This is a genomic window from Bacillus thuringiensis, from assembly GCF_001455345.1.
In the GTDB taxonomy this organism is placed as follows: domain Bacteria; phylum Bacillota; class Bacilli; order Bacillales; family Bacillaceae_G; genus Bacillus_A; species Bacillus_A thuringiensis_N.
In genome coordinates, this window is the sequence record NZ_CP013274.1 from 2,757,743 (window position 1) to 2,783,348 (window position 25,606).

The window sequence follows — 25,606 nt, forward strand, 5'->3', positions numbered from 1 at the left end:
ACATGTAAAAAAGATTTATCACGTTTCACCTAGTTAATTAACGTATTGTTAATTACTACATTGGCAGTATTTCACTTCCAATGCATGTTAGCTAGCTTGTTTGCAGACTTGCTAGCACTTTTTGTGTTTTTCTATTACAAACTCCTAAAAAAATTCAACTGATTGATAGTGAAATAATCATTTATGTAATTCGCACACGAACTTCCTGTTCTTGTAATAATTGGACGTTTAGTTCCAATATAATATTTTGCATTAACTGGTAGATCTTATCATGATTTTCACTTTGTTCTGATGTAAATTCAATACACTGAAATATATAACCTTCTACACGTAAGCTTCCTTTTTCAATTATAGATGGATTTTTTCCTTTCTTTATTATTTTTGGCAATAAGAATTCTTTGTTTGTTACAATAATTTCCTGTGATACTTCTTTTATTTCTATAACTGTTTCTTTAAAAACGATCTTTTCTATTAGACTAATTTCACCTTTATACCTCCCTATTTCAATTGGTAATTTCGCAGTTATATAATTATTTACATCTGCTTCAACTTCCTTCTCTAATATTATACCGTGGATAGGAATCCATGAAGATGAGCCTACCCAACCCTCTTCAATATTCCCTTTTTCTTTTTGATTAGAAAGTTCTAAAAGTATCCTCTTTTCATGAAGGTTTGAAGAAACTAAATTACAATCAATCTCTCCATGATAATATTCCATTGTAGTTAGTAACGTAGAATCCAGCTCACGCCCTCTTGCATCTTCTTCATTACGAAATACATATACTTCTTGATTTTTCACATTCATATTAGGGAATTTTTTAAAACTAGTAACATCTGAAATAATAGAAAATGGGGTTTTCACTTCTATTGAACGTTCTGAATTCGCTATTTTTGATTCAGAATCTATACTTTTCCCCTCTAATACACTCGTTTTATGTTCTTTTCCTAGGAAAATTTTTTCAATTTTTTTCTCAGATTCATTTGCTTTTTCTTCCCTTTGGGGCTCTGGTTCTTTATTTTCTTTCTTTGCTTGTATTGCTTTTTCTTCTTTTTTTGACTTTGTTTCTTTATTTTCCTTTTCTGCTTGTATTGCTTTTTCTTCTTTTTTTGACCCTGGTTCTTTACTTTCTTTCTCTGCTTGTATTGCTTTTTCTTCTTTTTTTGACTTTGTTTCTTTATTTTCCTTTTCTGCTTGTATTGCCTTCACCTTACGTTCTAGTCCTTTACCTTCTTTCTCTACTTGTATTGCTTTCTCTTTTTTCTCTGAATCTGTTTGTTTACTTTTCTTATTTTCTCTTATTTCATGAGATTGCTCTTGATCAATCAGTATCTCTCCTTTGTAAAATTTGTTCCATATTTTCTTACCAACCCATGGATTTTTCATCACCATCCCCCCACCAATGAAACTCATAAAAATATATTTTTGTACGCGACCATTTCATTATTATATATGTTTTATAAAACGAAAAAAAACATTGTCTTTTTATCAAAGACAATGCTTTTTTAGTTTTACACTCGTACTTGTTGCACTTGTAAAACTTTCACAGTAAGATCCAGTACAATTTTCTCACGAAGAGTCTCAAATGATTCGTTTAATTCTGTTGGACAAGGAGAGAAGTCTAATTCAAAAAATTGAGCGCTAACTAATTCGCAATATGGTTGTTCATTATAAAAAACAGTATTTTCAAAGAAGTATTTGTCTAAACGTGGTAAGTCACCGTTATTAGGATTAATAAAGTGAGATGTAGTATCTGAGGAAGCAGCTACTATTGCTAGTGATAGAAAATCTGTTTCTGTTAAATCTGCAAAACCAGAAAATGGAACATTTGCGATACGATCAAATAGTACTGAATTACATCCACTACCTGCATATTCAATGTTTTTACGAATATATCCTTGTACAAATAACTTTGCTCTTGTAACTCGGCGGTAATTTGTACCTGGTACTGGAGTGAATGCTACTGGAACTAACTTACACTGTGTTAAAAATACGTTTTTTAACACACGTTTAATTTCGGATGCTGCAGGTGCTAATGGAATATCTGATTCTACAACAATTTGAATTGTTCTTTCGGCTAATACCACTGGAATTTTTACAATCGGTGCTCCTGGTGTAAGAATTGGTGCTGCTGCCTCATCACTTAATGGTGTTTGGGTTTGTCCTACTACCTGACATGGTACATTAATTGGACATTGTTCACTCATAATATATAATCTCCTTTATAAAAAAAATTAGAGTTTTTCAACTCTCTATACTGTATATGTACTTTTTCTATTAATGCGTGGGTTTGTATCATAGTCACTTTTATCATTTGCAAAATAAGAGATTCATTTCCCCTTGATAGTTAAAAACATATAAATTAATAAAAGGAGCCTATACTGATATCTACCTATATAAAATAGAAGGTCTCGACTTTTTTCTGTTAGAGCTAATAGGTGTTCCAAAATTAATTTTTCAAGAGTCTTTTATTCCATCTAACAAAGGATAATATTTAATAAGAACCATTTACCGACTTTTTAATATCCACAAAATAGAAGGTCACGACTAATTTATCTTTTTATAAAAAATAAAAACGGACTAAAAAAGCCAGTTTTTACACTCAATATATTATAAAATATTCTTATTATTGAACTAATTATTTTATTTTCTAATGTTTTGATAGAGTTTTTAAAAACTCTATCAAAACATTCTAGTTATCTGTCTTTCCCTTTAAACTCTTTACTTTGTACACATCTTACACTCTCTGCCCATTCATCTATTATCCACAAAATACGTATCATACGCCTTATCAAAAACATATCCTAACTTTTCTGCTAGTTTCGCAGATGTAGTATTTGCTGCATCCCAGTTTGGATATATCCCTTTTTCTAAACAATCCAAGATTAACGCCGCACTAACTATAGTTGCCAACCCTTTTCTTCTATGGTTGTAATCAGTCGCCACTTCGATTTCAATCCCATTATCATAAATGCTATATGATGATGCACCGCATATAACTTCTCCTGTATACAAAATACAATACCCTATACCTCGGTTTATATAATCTTCAACTGATTGAAATTGACTTGTAAAATCTTCAGAGACTTTATGTAATGTAGGGTTATTTACGATATCTTCATCTATTCTTCTTAACTCGTATCCTTTTGGAAGTACTGATATAAAAGATTGTAATTTTGAACGATTAAAAACTTCTGCATTACGTTTGAATTTATAGCGTAAAAACTTATCTATTTTTCTTCCGTAAAATGTTTCTAAACGCTTTTTCCACTCTTCACTATTTACGATTACTAACATTCTATCAGGAATGTTACGTACTAATTCTTCTGTTTCTTTCGCATTTGAATCCCCAGCATAAAATGTGAAAATCCCTATTGTAACTTGCGCTACTGTTGGATTTTCAAGATTATTTACCCAAGCGGTACCCATATGTCCTTGTAAATAAGAAAGTAAAACAATGTTATTGAAATCTTCGAACATAGTAACTAATTTTTCTCTTGTATGTATATTCGCTTCATATATCATTTACATTCCTGCTTTCTTTAGAATTAATGCACTTCTACTCTTTGCTACATATAAGCAAACGCCTACTACATTCCATATAATTATAAATTATTCATAAATATAAAATTATTATAACATTTCATCAAAAAGTAAATGACTTCCTAGTGTATAGGTTTATAGATAATATACTTAATAATAATTCACAATCTATAATCTTTTATTATGTAAAAACCCTCAACATTAGTCTAAGGGTTCATTTAAATATATATGTTATAACTCATTCTTATAAAGAAATGATTCTGTTGCCCCATTTTTATATACTTTAGTCACTTGAACAACTGATGTGTACGTATTATCGTCATTCGATATCATCTTTCTCATCTCTTCTATCTCGGTATTACCAGCTCCACTCTCAATTTTCAAACAGTTCGAAATGTTGAGGTATCCACTCGATGCGAAAAGAATAATAAACGTAAGATCTGGGAAATTAATGAACAGTATTCCAAACTTTAAAGGATTCCCAGCCGTATCAGATAAAACTAATCGAAAGTTTAATAGTTCAGGCACTTGAACAAAGTCTTTAGAAACAATTGCTTCCCCAACTATTGTAACCTGCTTCACTGCATTGCCATTTTCATCTATAAATTCAGTACAACTAGGTGCATCAATTGTTTTTGCTTGCAGTGATAAATTCAATTCTGGATTGTGAAAGTCAAAAAAGAGTGTACTTCCTTCGGTTAAACATTGCGGACAAATATTTCCAAGTAGACTAAAATCCTCTTCAATAAATTTAACTTTCGTTTTACAACTACAGACTTTTCCTATTCGAATTGCATCAATCTTAGAGCAATCTACAAAAATAACCTCATTGTCCTCTTGTACGAAGGATACGATACCATTCCTCTTATTAAATGAAAGAAAATAAGATACAACAATTCCATTTCCTGCTATTACAATACTCTCAACTTTAGTATATGGTTCAAGACTTTGTAAAAATTCACATATACTATTTTGGCAACATCCACAATCGCGTTTCGGCTCACAATCCACTTACACTCCATCCCTTCCCTATATGTTTTTATCTAATACATATAATATGAGCGGAGTATAAAAAAAGCTTGGACAATATAACTTTAACGTAAGAATTCACATTAAGTATTAGGAATAACACATAATTTTTACTATAAATACATATAACAATTTCATCTTTCATGAAAAAAACGTTATAATAAGGTGTAGCCTCTACGATTACGTTATAAAGGAGATTAAAACAATGGCTAAAATTAAAGTATACCAAGCAAAAGAAGAAAATATGGAAGCAGTAAAAAACATCATTGATGTTGAGGAACAAAATCCAACTGCTGACAACTTACAAAATCTATACGCATGTGTATTAGAAACTGAAGATATGGCATTGCCTGAATCATACATTGAAGAAGATATCTTAATCGATTCTATGGAAGTTATGGTTAACGCTTCTCAAAGCAAGCTACGAGACTTAGGTACATATGATGTAATCGAAGTTCAAAACAAAGGTAAGAAAACACAAATATTATTATTAGCAGACGAAGAATACGAAATCATCGAAGGCTAATCTAAATCTGTACATACGAAAAAGCTCCCTTCCAATTGGAAAGGAGCTTTTTCATTACGCTTTGGATGTTTCGTTCTTATTATTCTTTTGTTGTTTCTTAATTACCATGCGCTCATTGCCCATAAAGAAAATAAATATGAATGCTAAACCAGCTGGTACTAATGCCCACATAAATGTTTGAACAATTGAGCTAGAAAGAGCGTCAACAATTTTATCTAATATTTGCGGCGGAATTTGAGATCTTGCCGATTCTGATAGAATAGCTCTTGAATCTCCTAAAGCATTTGTATTCATTCCCCCACTCATCCCTTTAAACGCTTCTTCTAATTGATCTTGGAAACCTGTTCTTTGGATCATTCCGAAGATTGTAATACCAAGCGTCATTCCTAATGAACGAATGAAATTACTCGTTGAAGTTGCAGATCCGCGCTGTTCCATACCGAAGTTGTGAATAGCTGCCATACTTAGTACAGAGAATGAGAATCCAACTCCAAATCCGATAATAATCATATACACTGTTAATAATGCACGACTTGTTTCTGGCGTTAATGTGCTTAATAAAAATAGTCCAATTAGCATAATAACCGCAGAAATAATCATAATGTTTCGGTAGCTAAGTTTTGTCGTTAAAAATCCGCCTAATTGCGCTGTTACGACTGATCCTAACATCATCGGTAAAAGTAATAACCCTGAGTTTGTTGCGCTACCACCGTATACCCCTTGAATGAATAATGGAATATATACAGTTGCTGACATAAACGCAGCACCGTAACATAATGCAATAATGGTACTCATCCCGAATAAACGTTGTTTAAACATTTCAAACGAAATGATCGGTTCTTCTACTTTACGTTCAATAAAAATAAATGCAATAATTAAAATAGCGAATGCGCCAAATAAACTTAAAATAAAGCTAGAATCCCAGTCATACTTTTGTCCACCAAGTTCAAGCGCAAACATTAACGAAACTACTGCACCAACTAAAGTAATTGCCCCAAACCAATCAATTTTTTGCTTTCTATGAACTCGTGACTCTTTATAAAAGAATGTAATAAAAATAAGTGCTAAAACGCCAAGCGGTAAGTTAATATAAAATACCCAGTGCCAGCTAATATAATCTGTAATATACGCGCCAAGCAACGGTCCAAAAATACTTGATAAACCAAATACTGCTCCGAATAATCCACCCATTTTCCCGCGCTTTTCAGGAGGGAAAATATCAAAAACGATAGTAAATGCGATCGGTACTAATGCCCCGCCGCCAATACCTTGAATCGCACGATAAATACCTAACTGTGTAATGTTTTCAGCAGTACCACAAAGTGCCGAACCAATCATAAAGACGATTAAACCGAAAATAAAGAACCTTTTTCTACCATACATATCTGATAGTTTACCGAATATCGGCATACCTGCCATTTCTGCGACCATATAGGCAGAAACGACCCATACAAAGTTTTCAAGGCCTCCTAAGTCACCCACAATCGTTCCCATCGCTGTTACGACAATGGTATTATCCATTGATGCCATTAAAATACCTAGCAATAAGCCCGCCACAACAAAGCCGAGCTTATTATTCTTCTCAACCATAACCTTGCTCTCCCTCGTACTACTTATATTTGTTTATGTTCTTTTACGACTGCATTACCCTTTTGATTAAAACTAGTATGATATTCTACAACACTAATTTCACAACCAGGGCCAATTGTAACATTGTTTCCTCTCACTACTTCAGCAATCGTATGTTCTAAATATATATCATCTCCTTCAACAATTGAAGTTTGGAGGTTTCCAACATGACTAGTAAAAGGAAAAAATCTCGCTTTTTTACGAATAGTAATTTTTTTACCACCAATTTCTCTTACCTTACTCCCTTCATAACGAAGTGAGATTTGAATGTTTTCAGCATTTAGTAATCCATCACTTTCAAGACCACCAGTTAATGATAAATTTTCTACTTCAATATCTCCCTTCACATTTAAAGCACCTTTTACATCGACAAAATCACCTGAAAACTTTCCTGCAATATCTATCATACCTCTAACTTTTGTTTTTTCAATATGTGCATCGCCATGAATTTGTGTATTACCATATACTTTTACATATTCCGCATCTACATTTCCTTGTACTTCGCTATCTCCATACACAACATAATTTTTCACTTTCATATCACCGCGTACATCACTCGTGCCATACGTTTTAAATTCATTACAACTCATAGCATTCGTAATTGTTCCTTCACCGCGAATCTTCACTTTATTATAATCTCCGCCTGCTGAATTACCGGAACCATTTACTGTGAGACTATGTGGATGTTCCATATTACTTACTCCCTCCCATTAAACCTGCTTAATTTCTTTTACATTTGCGCTTTTATCAACAGTAAGCACACCTGTATATTCAATGAGTTCAATCTCACAGTTCGGTCCTACTGTAACATTATTTCCTCTTACCGTTCTTATGTGGGCATAATCAATATCGATATTGTCACCTTCAAGCAGCTCAGCTTCTAACTGCAAGCCAAATACTGTTTTAAATAGCCTACTAAATGTACCTGATCTATGTCTTACTTTAATCGTTTGACCACCAATTTCTTTCGCTCGACATGTACCGTGAATATTAATATTTATTTCATCGGCGCTTAATAACCCACCAATTGTAAATTGTCCTTCTGAAGAAAAAGTATCCACTTCACAATTACCATCAATTGTCGCTTGACCATTGACTTTAAATTCTTCACCAGTGACATTTCCACCTATCGTACCTTTTCCTGCAATTTTCAAACTGTTTGCTTTCACATCTTGCGTAATTGTTGCTTTCCCATCAATTCGCATCTTTTCTGCAAGTACTGTACCATCGACTTTACCTGATCCACTAATTCTTGCATTGCTACTTTTCAAGTTTCCAGTAACGGCACCGTAACCATTACATTCAAATTGCTCACATTCAACATTCCCATTCACAGTTCCTTTTCCGTTTAATTGCACTTTATGAAACTCGCCACCATTCGATGAACCGTAACCATTTATAATCAAATTATCTGTACGCATACGTTCTCCTCCACTACAACAATTTAGTTTTTAATGCTTCGGTATATTTCATAATCGCTTCGCGTAAAACGATTTTGGTGCCTTTTTCAAAAATTAAATCTTCCACGTTTGAAACTAAGAAACATGTAGAAATCCCTAACTTTCGGACAATGATTAAGTCACACGTTTTATGTTTAATTGCTTCATAATTTTCACGTAATACTTGCAAGACCATTTTTCCTTCTTCTAAACTAATCTCTCCCGATTGTAGTAATTCTTCTAACATGTACACATAAAGAATATCTACAAATTGAAACTCTGTTGTTTTATTCGTTTGTTCTATGAAGAATTGTAAAACTGGCTCTGATGCAATCCCTTTACGTAAAATGTCTTCCTTTGTTAAAAGAATTTCTCTCACACTCGGTGAAAACATATTCGCTAGTTCATCAAGTGATAGATCCTCTTTCATCGTTTGGATTTTATCAATTCGCTCTAAAATCTTTTCTTTCGGAAAAAATGTCTCCTGACCCGTGAATGTAGACTTTCGTACAAACCAATCTTCCGGTATTAAATTTTTTCTTTTCCACCTATATAACTGTCCGTATGAAATACCAGTAAGTTCTAATAAATCTTTTTTTGAAATTAAATCTGTACTCAACTGTATAACACTCCTTCCTGATAACAATGTAACATAACACTGTTACGCTGTAAATAGACTTTTATCACAAGTATCGTAACAATGTGTAAAACAAACCTATTTTACATACAAAAAAGGTCCTTACACATCTAATGAAAATGCATAAGAACCTTTATATATCAAGGTTTAAACCATATTTTATAAAAATCAATCCACCCTTGTGAATTAATCATTATATTTTGTACTTTTTCGTGAGAAGTTATTTGTTGTTTGTTACGATATAAAGGAATAACTTGAATTTGACGTAACAAAGTGTCTTCAATATCGCGTAACAGTGTAACTCTTTTCTCTACTTGTTCTTGTTTAAAATAAGGGGCCAATGATTTATGAAAGTCCATTCTGCTTTGCCCATAAATAAAACTGTTTTTTGTAAGAAACATATATAGCAAACTATCTTCTATTCGTTCGCTAATTGTTGCGCTATCATGCATCATATCAGCCTTTTGTATCGTACTTATTTCTAACAGATCTTCTATTTCAAGAAAATTATTTTCTACAAGAATCCCGTACATCGCACACTCTTTTTGTATCCATTGTGCATCTTCAACGTGATCTCGTCCTGTAAATGTGTATAGTTGTAGCACTTCACTATGATATGTACTCCTTTTAATTAAACTTTCGATATCTTCTTCAATATCTACTATGCTTTCATTTGCTAATATTAGTTTCTTTGCCACTTCTCCACGTTCTCCGCCGAGTTCTTGAACGATTTTATCACCATGAATAATTTTATATAGTGCTTTACGAAACAGCTCATCTTGCATTGGCCCTTCTTTTACAAGATTACACGTTACATATGTCACATTCGATTCGAGCCGTGAAAGTTCTTTATTAAGATTTTCTTTATCTTTATACTGCGCCTTTACTAATACGTCATATGTATTTACATTTTGCTCTATATTCAATAGTTCAATCCGGTCAAGAAAAGGTCTTTCACGATAATATAAATCATGCACTTCTAATGCAAATAAATGTGTATTCTTCTCTCGCAATATAAAAGGTCCTGTACCTATGAAGTTTCCCGCTTCATCTTCATTTACGATAGAACACTGTTCTGCACTTAGCATATGTAAAAACATCCTATTTTCTGTATGTAATTGAATTTCAACAACAAATTCATCCACTGCACGGAAACTTTCAACATGTTGTAACATCCATGCATGCGGGTTGTTTTCAGCTTTCATAAATCGTTTTAATGAATGTATAACATGATGTGCAGTAAGTCGTTTTCCATTATGAAGACGAACGCCTTTTCGTAAATAAAAAGTCCATACCTTTTCAGTATCATCATATTCCCATTGAAAAGCAAGCCTTGGTTCTATAGAGTTTGTGTCCTCATTTACATATACGAGTGTATCAAAAATATGTTTTACCATATGACATTCTGAACGCATTGTAGCGTAGACCGGATCTAATGCAATGTCTAAATTCATTTGAACCTGCAAACGAAGGACATCTCTTCTCCCTTCGGATGTCCTTTCTATTTTATGACCAAATATTGAATCTATCCAAACTTCATACTCTTTCTTTACTGACGGAAATTGTGAGCTGTAGCGCTCCACAAATGAAATTCCGCTTTTCACATCCCCTTTTCTCGTTATCTCTTTTCCTTTAGCTAAAATCAATGATATCGGTTGCTTTTGAAATATTAGTTTAGAACGATTGCCTCTCCCACGACCTGGAAACCAAACGATCCAATTTAACTCATCTAATTTTTTTATAATTAATTTACTATTACGCTCTGTACAAAATAATGTTTCGGATATATTTTGCACTGTTATTTCTAATTGTTCTCCTTCTTTTTTCCCTTTCCCATAGGTAATCCATAGCTCAATGTATTGATCTAAAATAAACATCATATTCCCCCTAAAAGGTGAAAAATATCCCCTATTCTTTCTACCCTTTTTCCAATTCTCCTTTCATCTTATCATTTCAATATAGAAAGGAGGAAATAATATTGAATCATCTCTTATTACGTTACAATAAACCAATTATCATTAGACTGTGCGGTGAATTATTAACTCGAACAACAGAATCAATGTTAGCTATTATTATGATTATTTATGTTAATAAGATGCTAAACGGCAATATTATGATGACTATGCTTATTTTCGGGTTACAACCGCTTTCGGACATTATATTTACACTTATTGCAGGAAGAGTCACTGATAAATATGGACGAAAGAAAATTATGTTACTCGGCTTATTGCTACAAAGCGTTGCAATCGGTAGCTTCATCTTTGCTCAATCCGTTTTTATATTTGCTTTGTTATATGTCATAAATGGGATTGGCCGTTCCTTATATATTCCTGCTCAACGTGCACAAATAGCTGATTTAACAAAACCTGGGCAGCAAGCAGAAATCTTCTCTCTTCTGCAAACGATGGGAGCAATAGGTACCCTAATCGGCCCTTTAGTTGGTACTATTTTTTATAAGACACACCCTGAATATGTATTTATGGTGCAAAGCATTGCACTTATAGTATATGCACTCGTTGTTTGGACGCAGCTTCCAGAAACCGCTCCGGCAATGACAACACCAACGCAAAAGCTTGAAAGATCATCCCAAAAACATTTTGTACGCAAACATTACGCCGTATTTGGACTTATGGTTTCTACACTTCCTATTAGCTTTTTTTATGCACAAACTGAGACGAATTATCTTATTTTCGTGAAACATACTTTTACGGATTTCGAACTCATACTCGTTTTTATTTCAACATGCAAAGCTATTTTGGAAATCTTTCTGCAAGTTTTCCTCGTGAAATGGTCTGAACGATTTTCCATGGCGAAAATCATCATTATTTCTTATGCCTGCTATACAGTAGCTGCACTTGGCTACGGGCTTTCAGCAACAATCGCGTCACTATTTTTCACATTACTCTTTTTAGTCATCGGTGGAAGTATTGCTTTAAACCATTTACTTCGATTCGTTTCAGAAATCGCTCCTTCAGATAAACGTGGATTGTATTTTTCAATTTACGGCTTACATTGGGATGTATCTCGAACGTGCGGTCCTGTTATTGGTGCGGTTTTATTAAGCAAACTAAACGGCAGTATGCTATTTTATATTTGTGCTTGTTTCTTAATAATTGGGGGCATTATTCAAGCTCTTTTTGTTCAAAATTTAGAGCGTAATAAAATAAAAAAGGACATTTCAGAGCAAACTCCTCATGTTTTATAGGGCTGCTTTCCTCATCCTTTTAACAGTAAAAGAAGGCTATCACAAAAGTCTTGATGACCTTGGTGATAGCCTTCTTTATTACCCTGCCATTTTATTTATACTATCTTCTGGCGAAAATACCGAAATATGATTTACCTTACCAGTCGATTTTGGAATGATAAATTTTAACTCAAACTGATTGTTTACTTTATATACATATATTTTATCTTCACCATTTACTTTAACTGAGTTTGGTTTTCCTAATGCCTTTTCAATTTCTTGTAATGTAATTAACTTTAGCTCTGCATGATAGGAGCGTACATCAAAAACTTGTGATCCTTTATTAAAACCGAAGGAAACATTTTTACTTGTAAAGGTTGCGTACATTCCGTTTCCTGCTTGCTCCGTTTTATCAGCTTTCCCCCACGCTTTTTCTATTTCTTCGATATCTCCTGTATGAGCTGCGAACGGAACATTAGGCACTTTTCCTTCTTTCGCTAATTCAAATAATTCTTTAACGTGGTTAATTGATTTTTGATTTATTACTGTATCTTTCTCGCTTTGATCTGCCTTTGGTTTTGTTGATCCTTCATTATTTGATTTTTCATCTGGCTCTTTCTTTTCTTGAGAAGTATTTTTCTGTTCGTTTTTACTATTTTCCGTTGTTGGGTCTGTTTCCTTTTTTTCGTCCGTCCCTTTACATGCTACTAATGCAAAAATGCATGTAAAAGCGAGAAATAACATACCTATCTTTACATACACTCTCATACATTTCAGCCCCCTATCATAATCTTATTCAGTTCATTTCACTAACCAATCCATTACATCTCTTTTCAAATTGTGTTTGTTCCAAAAAGTAAATACTTCACTCTCTCCCCATGCTTGTACAACATACTCTACAAAAGCTGTTCCTAAAAAATAACCAAGTCGGTTGTATCCAAAATATTGTCCGCCAGATAACCGAAACCACTCTTTCTCTTTTTCAAACGTCCATCCTTCTATATAATCCTCCAAAAAACGTTTCTTTATATGTTCTTCATTTTCTATATAATATTGTAACCAACGTTCACCATCATTGTTATATGAGTAGTACACTGATTCATTTAACCCTTTCATAATTTGCTTTGATAAATAGGTTGCAACACCCTCACGGTACAAACCTACCGATGCCTCATTCCATTCAGCCTTACTCCAGTCCATTCCATCATTTTGTAACATAACATTATGATATATATGTCCTATTTCGTGAGCGATAATAATGCGAAGATGATTTGAATCTGGAGATAATTTTTCTGCCGCAAAAAATATATCTCCAATAATCTCCCTTTCTACAAATGCATTAGAGCCAAAAGCTCCAACAAATAAATGAAATTTCATATTTACATCAAAGTTGAATTTGTTATCATATTCATTCGTTATCTCTTGAATAATGTTTGGTAATAATTCTGCAATGACACGAATATCTTCTATTTTTGTGGGATATAGGTTAATGGCATTAGAGAGACGTTCTTTCGTTTTAGGACAATGATACTTAAAGTATTCTTCAAATATCTCTGGATGCGAAGTGAAGTATTGATTAAGGACTGTTAATTCTACGTCGGTACCTTCCCATAATTTTAAAAAACTTGGAATTGTATTGTTTATCATAGTATTCATCTCCTTATTTATACCTTCTCTTCTCAATGATTATATCCTCTATCTATATAAAACATGGTGTCACTCAGTTCCATGAAACAGAAAAAACCAGCAGGAAGTGATTACTCTTTTCCTACTGGTTGAAATGAAATTAAACGGTAAATCTTAACTTCTTAAAAAATGTAGCGATAGCGCTTTTTACAGTTTCAAAATTATAAGCAAATGCATTATCTCCACTTAATGATGAAATACACGTTAAACCTGCAGCTTTAATAAAAGCTTTTACATCTACAAGCATAGAATTAGCCTCCATGAATTTAATTACAATCATTATAACAGATGTTTTACGAATGAAACATGAAAGCAATCAATACTCCTACTTAATAAATAAAGTTCTATTATTAATTTATTTAGCTCATAGTACACAATTTCTATACGATATAAAAAAGCTGCCCAAAAAGGACAGCTTCAAATATGTATATTACACTTCGATTGACTTACCATCTTCAACAATATGATAAAGTAAGTGAGCTAAATGATGAATTGGACCATACTCTTCCTCTTCTTCATCTGTTTCACCTTGGAATTCAAGATCGTTTAAGTATAATGCTAAAAATTGATAGTATAGTTTTAAATCAAATCCGTAGCACGCAGTTGGCTCTTCATGATCCCCTTCATATTGTAGCATTAAGTATTGATCATTTCCTTCTGCATCTTCTGCATCAAAGAATACGAAGAATCCAACGTTTGTATCTAAATCAAATAGATGACGAGTGCCTTTTTCTGTCGCTTTATTGAAGTCCTCTTCACTTAATTTATGTACTGTTGTCGCTTTAGCATTATCTTCTTGATGAAAATTTACTGTAAATGTTTTCAATGCTGACACCTCCTGATTGTATAATACTAGCATAACATATAAAAAGGACTGCTTACAAATGTAAACAGTCCTTACATTTATTTTCGCATTGCTCGCAATAAGAAACTTACGATGAAGATTAAAATAATCGCACCAATTAAAGCTGGAATAATTGCATATCCGCCGATTACTGGGCCGAAACTACCAAGTAATTTCCCACCAATCCAAGAACCAATAATACCAGCAATAATATTACCAATTACACCACCAGGTACATCCCTTCCAGTAATTAAGCTAGCAAGCCACCCTAATATACCACCAACGATTAAAGACCAAATCATATGATAACCTCCTTTATATTTCACCAATCAAAATATAATTAGAAACAATTGCTTACCATTAGTTATGTTACATTTTTCATAAGTTATTCATGGAGCGCAACTGTATTTTTTTGTAAAAACAATACATATTAATTAACTTTTTAGACTAACGATTTATGCAGCTTGAAATATTACACTTATTATGGACAATCAGGCTTCAATATTGTCCGCATAAACTCTTCCTTAAATGCAGGATAGTTAAAACCAACCGCAATTCTTTGTATTGGTCGATCATCAAACCTTGTCGGCTCAGCTATTTTTCTCAAGTCAGCCACACTTTGCCCTCTTGTTACATCATTTGTCGTACTAATCCAAACTGCAGATTTTTTATATTCAAAAATATCATCATTTATAAATGAAATGAACGGAAGCAAATCGTGAATCGGACTTCCAGCAATACCCGGGTATTCTTTTTTATAAAAGTTCTCATAATAAAAATCAATCATTGGTTTAATTAGCTTCGCCTGCCCTGTTCCTTCTTTATTAATAATATCCACCATTTCAGGAGTAATGAGTGCTTTTTGCGTTACATTTAACGGATAAATAGTCGCATTCTTCGCGTACTTCATCACAATATTCGCAGCGATTGGATCCCCATAAAAATTTGCTTCTGATACAGGAGTAACGTTACCAGGAAATAAAAACGCACCGCCCATAATATAATACGAACATACCTTATCCATGACATTTGGATATAATAAAAATAACGTTGCCAATGTTGTTAATCGCCCTGTCGCTACGATAATAATATCTTCTGGACAAGGCTCAATTAATTTAATTAACTCACAAAAATTTTCGCGTTTACAAATCCTCATATCAGGTGGAATAATTGGTCCTAAACCGTGATCCCCATGAATTTCAGGAAAGAATAAAGGTTCTTCTGCTGTCATCGGTCTTGCTGCACCCTCAATGATTTTTACTTCTGTAGCATAGTATCTTTCTAAAAAATACACATTTTCCGTTACAATCTCTCGCGATACATTCCCATATTCCGCAACAATACCTATAATATCTAATTTACATGTTTTATTTGCATAAATTAACGCCACAGCATCGTCAATACCAAAGTCTCCAAAAAAGATGATTTTCTTATTTACTATCCTCACCCCTCTTCAGCATAATCTACTACTATTATTATGTGAAAAAGACAAGGCTGTGAAACAGTGCAAACTAAAAAAGCCGCCTATTTATTGGCGACTTCAATCTTTTTATAAGATAAATATGCTAGTACGTTTTTACTTGAATCGTATTTTGGATTATTTCCTTTTTTCGGTTCTCTCATATGTGTCTTTTCAAATCCAGGAATATCCGGCATTTTCTCCATAAATTCAATCATTTCTTCTTCAGTTCCTTCAATGCGTACACGAATCATTATTACATTTCCTCAATTCTCATTTTCTCTGTAATAAGTATAACGTACTTTAAAAAGACTGCAAGAAGTTTATCTTTTTAATGTCGAACTTTTTTTACATACAAACAATGCCATTTCAGTATAAAACGATTTAATTTTATTATTTTCATATTGAATATTAAAGAATTCTTGCATTTCAACCGATGTTTTCATCATACATTCTGTTAACTTCACCCGTTTCTGCACAGGTACATCCATCATATCGCACCACCAGTCAAATTCAAATTTCTTGTCAAAAGTAAGACATGACTGCATTTGCAAACCATTTCTTTCTAACAAGGTAATCCATTCTGTTTTTTTTAAAGCTCGTTCATGACTCGGATCTCGTTTTTTTTCTATAAAATTATAAAATGTATCAAATTCATTATTTTCCGGTGAAACATTATCTATTAAAATAAACAATCCATTATCTTCTAACGTCCGATTTACTTCATAAATAAACTGAGCTGGATTCGTAAAGTGATGTGCTGCAATTCGGCACGTAATTGTATCAAAAGAACTATTAGCAAACGGTAAACTTTCAGCATTTCCAGCGACAAAAGATACATTTTCATGTCCATTATTTATAATAAAGCTTTTCGCATTCTCTAACATTTTTTCTGTTAAGTCTAAGGCTACTACTTCTTGAAACAATGGAGCTAATACATTCGCAACATGTCCTCCACCAGTAGCAATATCAAGAAGACGATTATTATGACGAGACTCAACTTGTTGAACTACATATTGTAAATCCGGTCCTTTAGCATGAATTTTACTTTTCACATACTTTTCCGCATTATTACCAAACTGTTGTTTTACAAGCTCTTCTTTACTCACTTTATCATCTTCTTTCTATTGTTATTTACATATAGAGTTCCTGTAATAATTAGAATTCTCTTTATGTATTTTCAAATCCTCTTTTCAGCTCACTTCTTAGCATTATGTGTATAATGTAATTTTACGTTTTATCACTAAACAAAAAAGGCTACGGGAACTTATCCCATAACCTAACTAAATATCAATTACATTTTTACTTTTTCATATACATCTATATAATATAAATCCTCTTTCAACTTCATAATAATGTCTACTTCATTATAAGTAGCCTCACGAGCATGTAAACCAATTTGATCCATGCCAATCCATATCCATCCAGGTGTATGATAGAGAACATCTATGTTAAAATACTCTAATTTACTAAGCTCCGATTTAATAAATTTATCTTTATTAGCGACTTGTTTATCTATTAGACCATATTCTTTTCCATTTTCCAATAGCGATATAATTTTCCCTACAATGGGATGTTCACGAACAATAAAGTGATATTCCTTTTCCTCCACATTCGCCACAATCAAACGAGAATCAGATAAATCAGACCCTAAATTCGACATCTTAATTTATTCACCTCCTTTATGAGTTTCACAAACATAATAACAAATGAATATTCAAATAATATTAATATAATGTAAAAAATAAAAAAGCTGACTTCCCTTTAGAAATCAGCCTTTATAGTTTGATCATCTGTATACTTTTACAAACTATTATAATCTTTCTTTTTTCTCATCATTTCCGGAAACTAAATTGCCAATAGCATCTGCTGTTACTTCCACCACAAATTCACAAATACCTGCTACTACTTCTCCAATCACTTCATCCATCTTTTTACCCCCTTATTTTATGTAACCTATTTGTAGTATAGAAAAGATTGGTTATTTTTAACTATCGGAAAACGTGACAACAACATTACAGTTTTGTAAGCTTTTTTATTTTGTTTAGCTTCTATCCTTTGAAACTTCAAGTATGATTCATATGCATATAGGTCATCATAATATTAAGTACATACTAATTTTGCTAGAGGAGGCGTGTAAAATTTACTACGTAAAATTAATTAAAGGTCAATCCTTCTATGCTTTTGATCATCGTTTCTTAATGTCTGAAGAAGAAGAGGTTTCCGAGAAAGTGTATAATTACTTACGTCGTAATGAATTTTTCGAAGTACGTAAAGAAGAATATTCTGCTTAATTACAAAAAGCATCAAGAAAAACCTCACTTTATTGTGATATTTTCTTGATGCTTTTTTGTGAGTTATCCCTTTTCAACAATTATTTTCGAATCTATTAAAATAATCTATTATTTGTCCAAGCTATCTCATCGCCATTTTCATATTTTAGTATATGAGGAGGTGACGAATATGACTCATATCATTGATTACCAAGCTACTCAACCTATAAGTAAAACTGGTGAAACAACTTTTGCAATCCCAACTTCTCCAAATAAAGCAATTCTAGCAAATTTGAAAGTAAGAATTTCAAGTAGAGATTCACGTAATAATCGAGTAGAATTAATCGCTACAATTGGTGTAGAAGGTATAACTGGGACTTCACAAGTTTTATTCCGAATTTTCCGTGATAACATTGAAATTTTTAATGCACAAGTAGGTATTGAATCTACAGATTCTGAACAATTCTACGTACAAACATTGCAAGCTATAGATCAAAACGTTAGCAGTGGAACACACGAATATTCATTAACTGTAGAAAACCTTACTAGTGGTGCAAGCGCAGAAGTTGTTGGTCCTCTATCTTTTAGCGCTTTAGCTATTGGACAAGAGCGTAAATGCTGCTAAGTGAATCTAATGTTTAATTTTGCTATTGAAAAAAGCGAGACGTAATTATACGTTCTTGCTTTTTTTTATTTTTGCGATATTTGTCCCTACTTTCAGTTAATTTTCAATCATCTCGTATTTACATTTTGATGTGCTTATTTTATCAATTAACGAATCATTTTTTGACAAATCAAAAAAATTGAAATCCACTCATGAAACACGTAATATAGACTCTGACTCTAAAAAAGTTCGTTATAAATTATACATAAAATAAGGAGGTTTTATATACGAGTTTTTCATTTTAAAAGACGGAGAGGTTTTATATTATGTGGCGTAATAAAAATGTTTGGATTGTTTTAATTGGGGAGTTTATTGCTGGTTTAGGGTTATGGCTTGGTATTCTTGGCAATCTGGAATTTATGCAAAAATATGTCCCTTCTGATTTCATGAAATCAGTTATATTATTTATCGGACTATTAGCAGGTGTTCTAGTAGGGCCTATGGCTGGTCGCATTATTGATCAGTATGAAAAGAAAAAAGTTCTTCTTTATGCCGGGTTTGGTCGTGTTATTAGTGTTATTTTTATGTTTTTCGCTATCCAATTTGAAAGTATCGCCTTTATGATTGCATTTATGGTTGCTCTTCAAATTTCAGCAGCATTTTATTTCCCTGCATTACAATCTGTAATCCCACTTATCGTACGTGAGCATGAGTTATTACAGATGAACGGTGTACATATGAATGTAGGTACAATCGCTCGTATTGCAGGTACTTCACTAGGTGGAATTCTTTTAGTTGTAATGAGTTTACAGTATATGTATGCCTTCTCAATGGCAGCGTACGCTTTATTATTCCTCTCAACTTTCTTCCTTCAATTCGAAGATAAGAAATCAACAACACCAAGCAAACAAGCTGCAAAAGATAATAGCTTTATGGAAGTATTTCGTATTTTAAAAGGAATTCCGATTGCTTTCACAGCACTTATATTAAGTATTATCCCTCTATTATTTATAGCTGGATTTAATTTAATGGTAATTAACATTAGCGAAATGCAACATGATCCAACGATTAAAGGATTTATATATACCATTGAAGGTATCGCATTTATGTTAGGTGCCTTCGTTATTAAACGTTTATCGGACCATTTCAAACCTGAAAAGTTACTATATTTCTTCGCAGTTTGTACCGCTTTTGCACATCTATCATTGTTCTTTAGCGATATAAAATGGATGTCTCTTACATCATTTGGTTTATTTGGTTTTAGTGTCGGTTGCTTCTTCCCTATTATGTCGACAATTTTCCAAACGAAAGTGGAAAAAAGTTATCACGGCCGTCTATTCTCATTCCGTAATATGTTTGAGAGAGTGATGTTCCAAATCGTTTTACTCGGTACTGGTTTCTTCTTAGATACGATTGGTTTACAGTACATGGTCTTAATTTTCGGCGTCATTTCATTATTAATTATTTTCATTTCTTTATCTAAACAGAAACAATATGAAAAACAGCCTTCGCAATCTGCGAATTTATAACATAAACAAAGACGCATGGATCCTATTAGATTAATCCATGCGTCTTTGTTATATATAATTTTATTTATTACGCTTCTTAAAATTTTTTAAAGGAGTACCCTCTTTTGCATTCGAATATAGTATATTAACAAGATATCCTGGAGGTGCGAAAATGTCTGATGGCATACAGCTAATTATTATCCTTCTTTTTGTAATTGCTATGTTTAGTATCCTAAATTTTTTAGCCATTTCCCTTTCTCAGCATAGCTTTAAAAGAAGAATTGTGGCAGGCTTCATATTTTTACTGTTAACTCCCATTATCTTTTTGACTACTTCAGCTTTCACTTCTATATTCAATAAAGCTAATTTTGGAGCGGTCAACCTAACCGTTTCTATTGTAAATGTATATATTGTAAATGGCATTGTCATTCTTCTTTCCGCTTCATTTATCCACAAAAAACAAAACATTAGATAGCAAACTAGGCATGAATCTGACTTTACACTAGATTCATGCTTTTTCAATCCCCTCTAAATTTTTATATGAAATTAAATAATTCTTTATAAAAATTTAAACTTTATTTATTACAATATTCCTATCGTATTCGCACGTTTATTGAAAACGAAAAGAAAGGAGTACAAAATGAAAAAGGTCATATTAATTATTCCGTTATTCATTATACTACTCAGTGGATGTAGCAATAATGACATATACGGCTCTTGGGAAGTCGTTGACAACAAAAACGGTCTTTGTCCTATATCGTATAAATTTGAAACAGTTGTAAAAGAAGAAAAGAAAGAAAAAATTATTCAATATTTAGTAGAGATGCAAACAACAAAGAAAAAAGAAGATTTATACAAAGGTTCATTTATAAAGGACTCTAATGTATATCACATTGATTATGGTAACTCATTTACATCGGATCAAACTTTAAAAATTGTCGATGGCAAATTAAATGTATACTTTTATGCAGTAGAAAAATTATGTACATATACAAAGAAATGATTGCACTTCATATAAAACGCAGAAAATATTTTCTGCGTTATTTTACTTTAGAAAGCTTTCTTAAAAATATTACCCTCTTTTAAATCTTTTAATTCGAATGTAATATTATATAATAACAATATTTTTACTGCGAGGTGTTTTTTTTGAGAAGTTTAAGTTCATTAGTTGTATCAACAATCTGTTCCATTATCCTAATCCTATGGAATGCACTTTCATTTTATGAAAAATTCACGACAGGAAATTCATACTATTGGCTTAGTTGTATAATAGGACTCGTTTTCGTGTTCTTTTTCATCCAAAATATGCGGGATATACTTAACAAAAACTATAAACATCCTAAACCATCTAGAAAGATATAATAGACAGTTCAGTTTACCGGTACTTATTTACAGCTCCCCTTTCAAAATAGACTAATCCTCCCTCCAAATTTGTCAATCGTTTTAATTTTCATAAAAAAATGATAAAATGTAACCATGTGTTTTCAGAATAATTAAAAACGCAGAAAGAAAACACTGTTTTTAGGAGGGGTTTTGATGACTTACACGTTAGCAACTAGAATGAAAGCATTCCAATCTTCTATATTTAGTGAATTAGGGGCTTATAAAAAAGAAAAGATTGCAGCAGGCCACAAAATGATTGATTTAAGTATCGGGAATCCTGATATGCCACCTGCTGATTTCGTAAGAGAAGAAATGGTATATACAGCAAATCAAAAAGAAAGCTATGGATACACATTAAGTGGTATTCAAGAATTTCACGAAGCTGTAACTGAATATTACAACAACACACATAATGTTATATTAAATGCCGATAAAGAAGTTTTATTATTAATGGGGTCACAGGACGGACTCGTTCATTTACCTATGGTTTATGCGAATCCGGGAGATATTATATTAGTTCCTGATCCAGGATATACAGCTTATGAAACAGGAATTCAAATGGCTGGAGCAACATCTTACTACATGCCTTTAAAGAAAGATAATAATTTCTTACCTAACTTAGAGCTAATTCCTGAAGAAATTGCGGATCAAGCGAAGATGATGATTTTAAACTTCCCAGGGAATCCCGTTCCAGCAATGGCTCATGAAGATTTCTTTAAAGAGGTAATCTCATTCGCGAAAAAACACAATATTATTGTTGTACATGATTTTGCTTATGCTGAATTTTATTTTGATGGTAATAAACCAATTAGCTTCCTCTCCGTGCCTGGTGCTAAAGATGTTGGCGTAGAAATCAACTCTTTGTCAAAAAGTTATAGTTTAGCAGGTAGTCGTATTGGTTATATGATTGGTAATGAAGAAATTGTCGGAGCGCTTACACAATTTAAATCTAATACGGATTATGGAGTATTTTTACCAATTCAAAAAGCAGCATCAGCTGCATTAAGAAATGGTGCTGCTTTTTGTGAGAAAAATCGCGGTATTTATCAAGAACGTAGAGATACTTTAGTTGATGGATTCCGAACATTTGGCTGGAATGTTGATAAACCAGCTGGTAGTATGTTCGTCTGGGCCGAAATTCCGAAGGGCTGGACTTCTATAGATTTCGCTTATGCATTAATGGATCGTGCGAATGTCGTCGTTACACCAGGTCATGCATTTGGACCTCACGGAGAAGGCTTTGTACGTATTGCACTCGTTCAAGATAAAGAAGTGCTACAACAAGTGGTTGAAAACATTAGAAATAGTGGTATTTTTTCTCTTGAAAAAGTAAATGAATTAGTTAAAAATTAATGATAACTCCCCTGCTTAACTGTAGCAGGGGTATTATTCATTGGAGGTACTTATATGCATATTAAAGACACTCTTCCTCATCGTTATCCATTTTTAATGATTGATAAAGTAACAAATGTAAAACAAGGTCAATCGGTTACGGGATATAAACTCATTTCAAATAACGAGTGGTTTATAAATGATAGTCAAAAACATATGCCTCATATGTTAATTGTAGAAGCACTTGCTCAGCTTAGTGCATTTGTACATACGAGTGACTCTGAAGGATTAGGTTTTCTCTCCTCGCTAGATGGGGTTACGTTCCATGAAAAAGCATATCCCGGTGATAAACTTGATTTACATTATGAGTTAACTCGAAATCGGCGAGGTTTTGTTCTCGGTAAAGGTACCGCAACGGTTAATAATCAACCAATTGTAACGATAGAAAAGCTATTAATATATCAAGCAGAAGAAAAATGATGTAATTCAACGGGGTGTCTATCTCCTAAAAATTCATTTCACCAACACGAACAGAGTAAATAAATCAATTGGTTAGGAGCAGGAAAATGGAAAGTACTATTGGTATCGATGCTGGAGGCACATTAACGAAAATTGCTTATTTGGATGAACAAAAGCAATTAGCTTTTGAAAAATTTTATTCAAATGAACAAGATAACATAATAGATTGGCTTAAGAAACGCACGGGTAAAAAGCAAATATGTATTACAGGTGGTAAAGCGAAAAAATTACAGCAACTACTTTCAGACTCATATAAAATAGTAGAACTAAACGAATTTGAAGCTACTCTTATAGGCGTCCGCTGCATGTTAAAAGAAGAGAAATATGATATAAACAACTTTATTTTAACAAATATCGGCACAGGTACTTCTATTCATTACGTTTATAATAACAAATATATTCGAGCTGGTGGAACTGGTGTTGGTGGCGGTACTATTATGGGGCTTTCAAAATTATTAACAAATATAGATCATTTTGAAGATGTGATTCCTTTAACAAAAATAGGTTCTAGAAAAGAACTAGATATTACGGTTGGAGATATTTATGGTGGTATTCTCTCCCCTATTGATAATAGTTTAACTGCAAGCAATTTTGGTAAAGCGGCTACTATAGAATCAAATTATAATAGCTCAGATATACTTGCTACTGTACAAGGACTTGTCGGTGAAGTCGTTACTGCATTAAGCCTTCAATTCGCCGAAACAAAAAACATTGACCATATTATTTATATTGGTTCGACTCTATGTAATAATGTACACCTTCAAAATATTATTAGTAGCTACACAAAATATCAAAATAAAACACCAATCTTTTTACGAGATGGTGGTAATAGCGGTGCGATTGGTGCTTTACTTCATGTTACGAATAAAAAAAGCTGACTTTTGTCAGCTTTTTTACAACGGTACTTCAAATTCAATAATTGATTCTCCACCCTCTCCAATTCGCTCTACACTAATTCTATCAATTACACATTGTAACTTTTCAGGTAAACTACGAATATCCTTGGCTACTTTAGCAGCTAACTCCTCACTACTTTTTCTTCCCACTGTTACATGCGGTATGTATAGAATATCTGCTCTCAAAAATTGTAGCAAAGGACCTGTATATAATTTAGCGTGTAATTCTTCTATCTGTTCTTTCCCTCTCTCCACTTCCAAATACAAATAGTTTCCTACATTAGTGATACAATTTGCAAACTCAATTTCAATTTTGCCTATCCCTTTTGCTAAATTCAAAATATGAGATTTTAATTCATCATTTGAAATATTACTCTTAAACGGAAATACAATTGTTATATGCGGTGGAATTAATTCAAATAAAGGATCATGTATTTGTCTAATGTTCTCTATTTTATCGATGGACATATTATTTAGAAAAACTAAAATTGTACGCATTTTTATCCCCTCTACTTTCCCTTATTTTAATATGTATCATATTCTATAACTGTCTTGCACTTCAACAAATTATTTTACTTACATGTAAAAATAAAAAACTTCTCAAATGAGAAGTTTTCATATAACATGATTACTATTTTCTCGCCAAACTTTTCTAAACTTTATATAACAACCAATCCTCCACGGAATAATATACGATACTGCAACTACGTAAAATAATAAACCTATCGTTTGTTGATCTAAATCCACAATAAATTGTCTTGAACCATATCTTAAAACGACAAATGCAATAAAGGTAATTAAAAAGGCAGCACTTTTTTTCGTATAAATTTTCCCATCATCTCTTCGCTCATAATTTGTTAAAACTATAAGTGGTACGGCGAAAAGCCCCCCAATGAATGCTGCTATTATTATTTGTAAGATAGCTGGATGTACGGGACCAAAAAACCATACAATACCTGGAGTTAAAAATAGTAATGGCCATAAAATACGTTTTCCCGATCCCTTTATCGGCTTATACATGGAGCGATAACGACGCCAAAATATTAGTAGTGCAATGCATAAAAAGACGGTTATTAATGAAGAAGCATCTCTCATTTACTCTTCCTTCTCCCCTAAA

30 protein-coding genes are annotated in these 25,606 nt (G+C 32.7%); 10 read left to right on the forward strand and 20 right to left on the reverse strand.

The features are described from left to right. Positions 1–181: 181 nt before the first annotated feature. The 4 genes from ATN06_RS14440 to ATN06_RS14455 all read right to left on the reverse strand — a co-directional run bounded on the left by ATN06_RS14440 (position 182) and on the right by ATN06_RS14455 (position 4,552). A complete protein-coding gene (locus ATN06_RS14440; protein WP_060631218.1) occupies positions 182–1,384 on the reverse strand; it encodes a BC_2427 family protein in 1,203 nt (400 codons plus the stop codon). Between the two features lie 125 nt (positions 1,385–1,509). Then, on the reverse strand, positions 1,510–2,205 hold the full coding sequence (locus ATN06_RS14445) for a CsxC family protein (RefSeq protein WP_060631219.1): 696 nt from the start codon (positions 2,203–2,205) through the stop codon (positions 1,510–1,512). Between the two features lie 547 nt (positions 2,206–2,752). Next, positions 2,753–3,523: a GNAT family N-acetyltransferase gene (locus ATN06_RS14450; RefSeq protein ID WP_060631220.1), complete on the reverse strand. Its 771-nt coding sequence runs from the start codon at positions 3,521–3,523 to the stop codon at positions 2,753–2,755. 249 nt (positions 3,524–3,772) lie between these two features. Then, a complete protein-coding gene (locus ATN06_RS14455) occupies positions 3,773–4,552 on the reverse strand; it encodes a BC_2878 family exosporium-associated protein (RefSeq protein ID WP_060631221.1) in 780 nt (259 codons plus the stop codon). A 223-nt stretch (positions 4,553–4,775) separates the two neighbouring features. Between ATN06_RS14455 and ATN06_RS14460 the strand changes: the two genes are divergently transcribed. Further along, positions 4,776–5,096, forward strand: a complete 321-nt coding sequence (locus ATN06_RS14460; protein WP_060631222.1) for a hypothetical protein — start codon at positions 4,776–4,778, stop codon at positions 5,094–5,096. A gap of 54 nt (positions 5,097–5,150) precedes the next feature. On the opposite strand, the gene ATN06_RS14465 is transcribed toward ATN06_RS14460, so the two are convergent. From ATN06_RS14465 to ATN06_RS14485, 5 genes are all read right to left on the reverse strand, one after another. After that, positions 5,151–6,686 carry an MDR family MFS transporter gene (locus ATN06_RS14465; RefSeq protein WP_060631223.1) on the reverse strand — a complete coding sequence of 512 codons (1,536 nt, stop codon included), beginning with the start codon at positions 6,684–6,686 and terminating at the stop codon, positions 5,151–5,153. A gap of 23 nt (positions 6,687–6,709) precedes the next feature. Continuing rightward, the gene (locus tag ATN06_RS14470) at positions 6,710–7,417 is read right to left on the reverse strand and encodes a cytoplasmic protein (protein ID WP_060631224.1); all 708 of its coding nucleotides are present in this window, start codon (positions 7,415–7,417) and stop codon (positions 6,710–6,712) included. An 18-nt stretch (positions 7,418–7,435) separates the two neighbouring features. Continuing rightward, a complete protein-coding gene (locus ATN06_RS14475; RefSeq protein ID WP_060631225.1) occupies positions 7,436–8,146 on the reverse strand; it encodes a polymer-forming cytoskeletal protein in 711 nt (236 codons plus the stop codon). Positions 8,147–8,159: 13 nt separating this feature from the next. Further along, positions 8,160–8,783, reverse strand: coding sequence for a YhbD family protein (locus ATN06_RS14480; RefSeq protein WP_060631226.1), 624 nt, complete (start codon positions 8,781–8,783; stop codon positions 8,160–8,162). Between the two features lie 158 nt (positions 8,784–8,941). Continuing rightward, complete coding sequence (locus tag ATN06_RS14485) at positions 8,942–10,678, reverse strand: ABC transporter substrate-binding protein (RefSeq protein WP_060631227.1); 1,737 nt, start codon at positions 10,676–10,678, stop codon at positions 8,942–8,944. Positions 10,679–10,779: 101 nt separating this feature from the next. On the opposite strand from ATN06_RS14485, the gene ATN06_RS14490 reads away from it, so the two are divergent. After that, entirely contained in the window at positions 10,780–12,006 is a 1,227-nt protein-coding gene (locus tag ATN06_RS14490; RefSeq protein WP_060631228.1) for an MDR family MFS transporter, read from the forward strand. A 78-nt stretch (positions 12,007–12,084) separates the two neighbouring features. On the opposite strand, the gene ATN06_RS14495 is transcribed toward ATN06_RS14490, so the two are convergent. The 9 genes from ATN06_RS14495 to ATN06_RS14535 all read right to left on the reverse strand — a co-directional run bounded on the left by ATN06_RS14495 (position 12,085) and on the right by ATN06_RS14535 (position 17,637). Further along, positions 12,085–12,753: a YjgB family protein gene (locus ATN06_RS14495; RefSeq protein ID WP_060631229.1), complete on the reverse strand. Its 669-nt coding sequence runs from the start codon at positions 12,751–12,753 to the stop codon at positions 12,085–12,087. 33 nt (positions 12,754–12,786) lie between these two features. Continuing rightward, the gene (locus tag ATN06_RS14500; protein ID WP_060631230.1) at positions 12,787–13,632 is read right to left on the reverse strand and encodes an aminopeptidase; all 846 of its coding nucleotides are present in this window, start codon (positions 13,630–13,632) and stop codon (positions 12,787–12,789) included. Between the two features lie 139 nt (positions 13,633–13,771). Then, complete coding sequence (locus ATN06_RS14505) at positions 13,772–13,918, reverse strand: hypothetical protein (protein ID WP_029442588.1); 147 nt, start codon at positions 13,916–13,918, stop codon at positions 13,772–13,774. 183 nt (positions 13,919–14,101) lie between these two features. Further along, positions 14,102–14,497, reverse strand: coding sequence for a hypothetical protein (locus ATN06_RS14510; RefSeq protein WP_000847587.1), 396 nt, complete (start codon positions 14,495–14,497; stop codon positions 14,102–14,104). Between the two features lie 77 nt (positions 14,498–14,574). Beyond that, positions 14,575–14,817, reverse strand: a complete 243-nt coding sequence (locus ATN06_RS14515) for a GlsB/YeaQ/YmgE family stress response membrane protein (protein ID WP_000638307.1) — start codon at positions 14,815–14,817, stop codon at positions 14,575–14,577. Between the two features lie 179 nt (positions 14,818–14,996). Next, a complete protein-coding gene (locus ATN06_RS14520) occupies positions 14,997–15,962 on the reverse strand; it encodes a nucleoside hydrolase (RefSeq protein WP_060631231.1) in 966 nt (321 codons plus the stop codon). Between the two features lie 77 nt (positions 15,963–16,039). Continuing rightward, a complete protein-coding gene (locus ATN06_RS14525) occupies positions 16,040–16,228 on the reverse strand; it encodes a DUF3970 family protein (RefSeq protein WP_060631232.1) in 189 nt (62 codons plus the stop codon). Positions 16,229–16,297: 69 nt separating this feature from the next. After that, a complete protein-coding gene (locus ATN06_RS14530; RefSeq protein ID WP_060631233.1) occupies positions 16,298–17,083 on the reverse strand; it encodes a class I SAM-dependent methyltransferase in 786 nt (261 codons plus the stop codon). Positions 17,084–17,268: 185 nt separating this feature from the next. Beyond that, positions 17,269–17,637 carry a hypothetical protein gene (locus ATN06_RS14535; RefSeq protein WP_060631234.1) on the reverse strand — a complete coding sequence of 123 codons (369 nt, stop codon included), beginning with the start codon at positions 17,635–17,637 and terminating at the stop codon, positions 17,269–17,271. A 478-nt stretch (positions 17,638–18,115) separates the two neighbouring features. On the opposite strand from ATN06_RS14535, the gene ATN06_RS14545 reads away from it, so the two are divergent. The 8 genes from ATN06_RS14545 (at position 18,116) to coaW (ending at position 24,471) form a co-directional block, all read left to right on the forward strand. Next, the gene (locus ATN06_RS14545; RefSeq protein ID WP_071680000.1) at positions 18,116–18,268 is read left to right on the forward strand and encodes a YqbF domain-containing protein; all 153 of its coding nucleotides are present in this window, start codon (positions 18,116–18,118) and stop codon (positions 18,266–18,268) included. A 169-nt stretch (positions 18,269–18,437) separates the two neighbouring features. Next, on the forward strand, positions 18,438–18,872 hold the full coding sequence (gene exsC, locus ATN06_RS14550) for an exosporium protein ExsC (RefSeq protein ID WP_060631235.1): 435 nt from the start codon (positions 18,438–18,440) through the stop codon (positions 18,870–18,872). Between the two features lie 305 nt (positions 18,873–19,177). Next, complete coding sequence (locus ATN06_RS14555; RefSeq protein ID WP_000269246.1) at positions 19,178–20,380, forward strand: MFS transporter; 1,203 nt, start codon at positions 19,178–19,180, stop codon at positions 20,378–20,380. A 151-nt stretch (positions 20,381–20,531) separates the two neighbouring features. Next, positions 20,532–20,834 (forward strand): hypothetical protein, encoded by a 303-nt coding sequence (locus ATN06_RS14560; protein WP_060631236.1) that lies wholly within the window; start codon positions 20,532–20,534, stop codon positions 20,832–20,834. Between the two features lie 165 nt (positions 20,835–20,999). Then, positions 21,000–21,362 carry a hypothetical protein gene (locus tag ATN06_RS14565; protein WP_060631237.1) on the forward strand — a complete coding sequence of 121 codons (363 nt, stop codon included), beginning with the start codon at positions 21,000–21,002 and terminating at the stop codon, positions 21,360–21,362. 533 nt (positions 21,363–21,895) lie between these two features. After that, positions 21,896–23,095: an LL-diaminopimelate aminotransferase gene (locus ATN06_RS14570; RefSeq protein WP_060631238.1), complete on the forward strand. Its 1,200-nt coding sequence runs from the start codon at positions 21,896–21,898 to the stop codon at positions 23,093–23,095. 54 nt (positions 23,096–23,149) lie between these two features. Next, positions 23,150–23,554: a 3-hydroxyacyl-ACP dehydratase FabZ family protein gene (locus tag ATN06_RS14575; protein WP_060631239.1), complete on the forward strand. Its 405-nt coding sequence runs from the start codon at positions 23,150–23,152 to the stop codon at positions 23,552–23,554. Between the two features lie 86 nt (positions 23,555–23,640). Continuing rightward, positions 23,641–24,471 (forward strand): type II pantothenate kinase, encoded by an 831-nt coding sequence (coaW, locus tag ATN06_RS14580; protein ID WP_060631240.1) that lies wholly within the window; start codon positions 23,641–23,643, stop codon positions 24,469–24,471. A gap of 15 nt (positions 24,472–24,486) precedes the next feature. Here coaW and ATN06_RS14585 read toward each other — a convergent pair whose 3' ends face one another. Together ATN06_RS14585 and ATN06_RS14590 are read right to left on the reverse strand one after the other, a co-directional pair. Further along, positions 24,487–24,987, reverse strand: coding sequence for a 2'-5' RNA ligase family protein (locus ATN06_RS14585; RefSeq protein ID WP_060631241.1), 501 nt, complete (start codon positions 24,985–24,987; stop codon positions 24,487–24,489). A 117-nt stretch (positions 24,988–25,104) separates the two neighbouring features. Next, entirely contained in the window at positions 25,105–25,584 is a 480-nt protein-coding gene (locus ATN06_RS14590; protein WP_060631242.1) for a cytochrome c biogenesis protein CcdC, read from the reverse strand. Positions 25,585–25,606: the final 22 nt, after the last annotated feature.

Excerpts from the sequence above, each read along its gene's own strand:
- ATN06_RS14440 (WP_060631218.1), bottom strand. The coding sequence starts at position 1,384 with ATGAAAAATCCATGGGTTGGTAAGAAAATATGGAACAAATTTTACAAA.
- ATN06_RS14445 (WP_060631219.1), bottom strand. The coding sequence starts at position 2,205 with ATGAGTGAACAATGTCCAATTAATGTACCATGTCAGGTAGTAGGACAA.
- ATN06_RS14450 (WP_060631220.1), bottom strand. The coding sequence starts at position 3,523 with ATGATATATGAAGCGAATATACATACAAGAGAAAAATTAGTTACTATG.
- ATN06_RS14460 (WP_060631222.1), top strand. The coding sequence starts at position 4,776 with ATGGCTAAAATTAAAGTATACCAAGCAAAAGAAGAAAATATGGAAGCA.
- ATN06_RS14465 (WP_060631223.1), bottom strand. The coding sequence starts at position 6,686 with ATGGTTGAGAAGAATAATAAGCTCGGCTTTGTTGTGGCGGGCTTATTG.
- ATN06_RS14470 (WP_060631224.1), bottom strand. The coding sequence starts at position 7,417 with ATGGAACATCCACATAGTCTCACAGTAAATGGTTCCGGTAATTCAGCA.
- ATN06_RS14475 (WP_060631225.1), bottom strand. The coding sequence starts at position 8,146 with ATGCGTACAGATAATTTGATTATAAATGGTTACGGTTCATCGAATGGT.
- ATN06_RS14485 (WP_060631227.1), bottom strand. The coding sequence starts at position 10,678 with ATGTTTATTTTAGATCAATACATTGAGCTATGGATTACCTATGGGAAA.
- ATN06_RS14495 (WP_060631229.1), bottom strand. The coding sequence starts at position 12,753 with ATGAGAGTGTATGTAAAGATAGGTATGTTATTTCTCGCTTTTACATGC.
- ATN06_RS14500 (WP_060631230.1), bottom strand. The coding sequence starts at position 13,632 with ATGATAAACAATACAATTCCAAGTTTTTTAAAATTATGGGAAGGTACC.
- ATN06_RS14505 (WP_029442588.1), bottom strand. The coding sequence starts at position 13,918 with ATGCTTGTAGATGTAAAAGCTTTTATTAAAGCTGCAGGTTTAACGTGT.
- ATN06_RS14515 (WP_000638307.1), bottom strand. The coding sequence starts at position 14,817 with ATGATTTGGTCTTTAATCGTTGGTGGTATATTAGGGTGGCTTGCTAGC.
- ATN06_RS14525 (WP_060631232.1), bottom strand. The coding sequence starts at position 16,228 with ATGATTCGTGTACGCATTGAAGGAACTGAAGAAGAAATGATTGAATTT.
- ATN06_RS14535 (WP_060631234.1), bottom strand. The coding sequence starts at position 17,637 with ATGTCGAATTTAGGGTCTGATTTATCTGATTCTCGTTTGATTGTGGCG.
- exsC (WP_060631235.1), top strand. The coding sequence starts at position 18,438 with ATGACTCATATCATTGATTACCAAGCTACTCAACCTATAAGTAAAACT.
- ATN06_RS14555 (WP_000269246.1), top strand. The coding sequence starts at position 19,178 with ATGTGGCGTAATAAAAATGTTTGGATTGTTTTAATTGGGGAGTTTATT.
- ATN06_RS14560 (WP_060631236.1), top strand. The coding sequence starts at position 20,532 with ATGTCTGATGGCATACAGCTAATTATTATCCTTCTTTTTGTAATTGCT.
- ATN06_RS14565 (WP_060631237.1), top strand. The coding sequence starts at position 21,000 with ATGAAAAAGGTCATATTAATTATTCCGTTATTCATTATACTACTCAGT.
- ATN06_RS14570 (WP_060631238.1), top strand. The coding sequence starts at position 21,896 with ATGACTTACACGTTAGCAACTAGAATGAAAGCATTCCAATCTTCTATA.
- ATN06_RS14575 (WP_060631239.1), top strand. The coding sequence starts at position 23,150 with ATGCATATTAAAGACACTCTTCCTCATCGTTATCCATTTTTAATGATT.
- coaW (WP_060631240.1), top strand. The coding sequence starts at position 23,641 with ATGGAAAGTACTATTGGTATCGATGCTGGAGGCACATTAACGAAAATT.
- ATN06_RS14585 (WP_060631241.1), bottom strand. The coding sequence starts at position 24,987 with ATGCGTACAATTTTAGTTTTTCTAAATAATATGTCCATCGATAAAATA.
- ATN06_RS14590 (WP_060631242.1), bottom strand. The coding sequence starts at position 25,584 with ATGAGAGATGCTTCTTCATTAATAACCGTCTTTTTATGCATTGCACTA.